The organism is Dietzia sp. DQ12-76 (assembly GCF_014145045.1).
Taxonomy (GTDB): Bacteria; Actinomycetota; Actinomycetes; order Mycobacteriales; family Mycobacteriaceae; genus Dietzia.
In genome coordinates, this window is sequence record NZ_JAALDV010000236.1 from 1 (window position 1) to 2,470 (window position 2,470).

Below are 2,470 nucleotides of genomic sequence, written 5' to 3' on the forward strand. Positions count from 1 at the left end.
GGGTCCCTCCCGGACCCGCCGGGCTCGTCGGCGTCCGCGGATGTTCAGCGCGATGCGCGTCGGTCGCGGTGTTCCTCAGCCGTGGTTCAGGGATGTGGGAGAGACTTCCCCGTATGAAGATCCTCGTTGTGGACGACGACCAGGCCGTGCGTGAGTCCCTGCGCCGCTCCCTCACGTTCAACGGTTACGCGGTGGAGCTCGCGGGGGACGGTGTCGAGGCGGTCGAGCGACTCGACACGAACCGTCCGGACGCGGTGATCCTCGACGTCATGATGCCCCGGCGGGACGGTCTCGAGGTCTGCCGGATACTCCGGAGCCGCGGGGACGATCTCCCGGTGCTGATGTTGACCGCGCGCGACGCGGTGTCCGAGCGGGTGGCGGGGCTGGACGCGGGCGCCGACGACTACCTGCCCAAGCCTTTCGCCCTGGAAGAACTCCTGGCCCGGCTCCGGGCGCTGCTCCGCCGTCGGGGCCCCGAGGCCGAGGACGTCGACGAGGTGCTGGAGTTCGAGGACCTGCGGATGGACCTGGCGACGCGTGAGGTCAGCCGGGGCGACCGCCGGATCCAGTTGACGCGCACCGAGTTCTCGCTGCTCGAACTGCTCCTGCACCATCCCCGCCGGGTCCTCACCCGGAGTCACATCCTCGAGGAGGTGTGGGGTTATGACTTCCCCACCTCGGGGAACGCGCTCGAGGTCTACATCGGATACCTGCGCCGCAAGACCGAGGGCGAGGGGGAGAGCCGGCTGATCCACACCGTGCGGGGCGTGGGGTACGTGTTGCGCGAGACGCCGTAGTGCCAGCCCGCACGGTGGGGTGGTCCTCCACGCCGATCTCCCTGCACCAGCGGGTCACCCTGTTGGCGGCGAGTTCGGTGGGCGTCGCGGTGGCGTTGATGGCCGTCGCGGCGTACTTCGTCGTGTCCGGGTCCATGTACAGCGAGGTCAACAACCGGCTCCAGCAACAGGCGGATCAGCTCGTCAACAGTCAGCTTGCCTCGGAGTTCGCACTGCAGTCACGCAGCACCCTCATCGCGCTGAGGGCCTTCAACCCCAACCTGGACGCTCAGATCGTCGCCCCCTCCGGTGTGCGGACAGCCGCCGGCGAACCGTTCCAGATCGGTGGCCCGGAGATCGCGGTGGTGCGGGGCGAGACCGACTCGAGCCTGCGGACGGCCGGGGGAAAGCAGATCTATGCCGTGGGGGTCCGGGACGGCTCGACCCTCATCCTCGCGCAGGATCTGAGCCCCACCAGGGCGGCGCTGAACCGCCTTGCGATAGTCCTGACCCTGGTGGGCGCGGCCGGCATCGCGCTGGCGGCGGTGGCCGGGACGGCGGTCGGGCGCACGGGTCTGGCCCCGGTCGCCCGGTTGACCCGGGCGGTGGAGAGGATCGCACGGACCGATGACCTGCGGCCCATCCCGGTCGCGGGGGATGACGAGATCGCTCGACTCACCGCGAGTTTCAACCAGATGCTCGTCGCGCTGGGGGAGAGCAGGGAGCGACAATCGAGGCTCGTGGCCGACGCCGGTCACGAGCTCAAGACGCCCCTGACCAGCCTGCGCACGAACGTGGAACTGTTGATCGCCGCGAGCAGGCCGGGGGCGCCGACCATCCCGGACGCCGACAGGGGGGCGCTCGAGGTCGACGTGGTCGGTCAGATCTCTGAACTCACCCAGCTCGTCGGGGACCTGGTCGAACTCGCCCGCGAGGATTCCGGGGACGTCGAACTGGAACCGGTCGCGGTGTCGGAGGCGGTGGAGCGGGCCCTCGAGCGGGTCCGACGGCGACGTCACGACGTGCACTTCGACGTGGAGCTGGCGCCCTGGTACTCGTTCGGTGACAGTGCGGGGATCGAGCGTGCGGTCCTGAACATCTGCGACAACGCGGCCAAGTGGAGCCCCACCGGGGGAACGGTGACGGTTCGGATGAACCCGGTGTCGGAGTCGGTGGTGGAGTTGACCGTCGCCGACCAGGGGCCTGGGATCCCCGAAGCGGACAAGGAGCTGGTCTTCGAGCGGTTCCACCGTTCGCGGGAGGCGCGCGCGATGCCGGGTTCCGGGCTCGGGCTGGCGATCGTCCGTCAGGTGGTCACCAGGCACGGGGGGACCGTCGAGATCCACGACGCGGACGGCGGGGGCACCGAGGTGCGCATGACCATCCCCGGAAGCGACCGTCCCCCGAGCTGAACCGTCCCTGAACCATCCGGAGGCGGCACCGGTGGTCTCAGCGGGCACACAGCGCGGTGAGGAACCATGATCCCCATGGAGAACGAGAACGATCGGGGAACCGGTGATCCCCGGCCCGGCGACGAGTGGGCCTCGGGTCCGGGCGCGGGCGGGCACGGACACCATCAGTACGGGCAGGGCCAGTACGGACAGGGCCAGTACGGGCACGTCCAACCCGAGCAGGGATGGGGTGGCCCGGGGGCTCCCGCCGCGGCGCCGCCCCCGCACCCCCCGCACGTCGGC

2 protein-coding genes and 1 pseudogene are annotated in these 2,470 nt (G+C 70.3%); all 3 read left to right on the top strand.

Translation table 11 applies throughout. From position 1 onward, the window contains the following. Positions 1 to 113: 113 nt before the first annotated feature. Positions 114 to 797, top strand: a complete 684-nt coding sequence (locus G6019_RS08925; protein WP_107756972.1) for a response regulator transcription factor — start codon at positions 114 to 116, stop codon at positions 795 to 797. Further along, a complete protein-coding gene (locus tag G6019_RS08930; protein WP_107756971.1) occupies positions 797 to 2,188 on the top strand; it encodes a HAMP domain-containing sensor histidine kinase in 1,392 nt (463 codons plus the stop codon). Before G6019_RS08925 ends, G6019_RS08930 begins: the two co-directional genes overlap by 1 nt. Positions 2,189 to 2,263: 75 nt before the next feature. After that, a pseudogene (locus G6019_RS17095) lies at positions 2,264 to 2,470 on the top strand (serine protease); the annotation flags it as partial.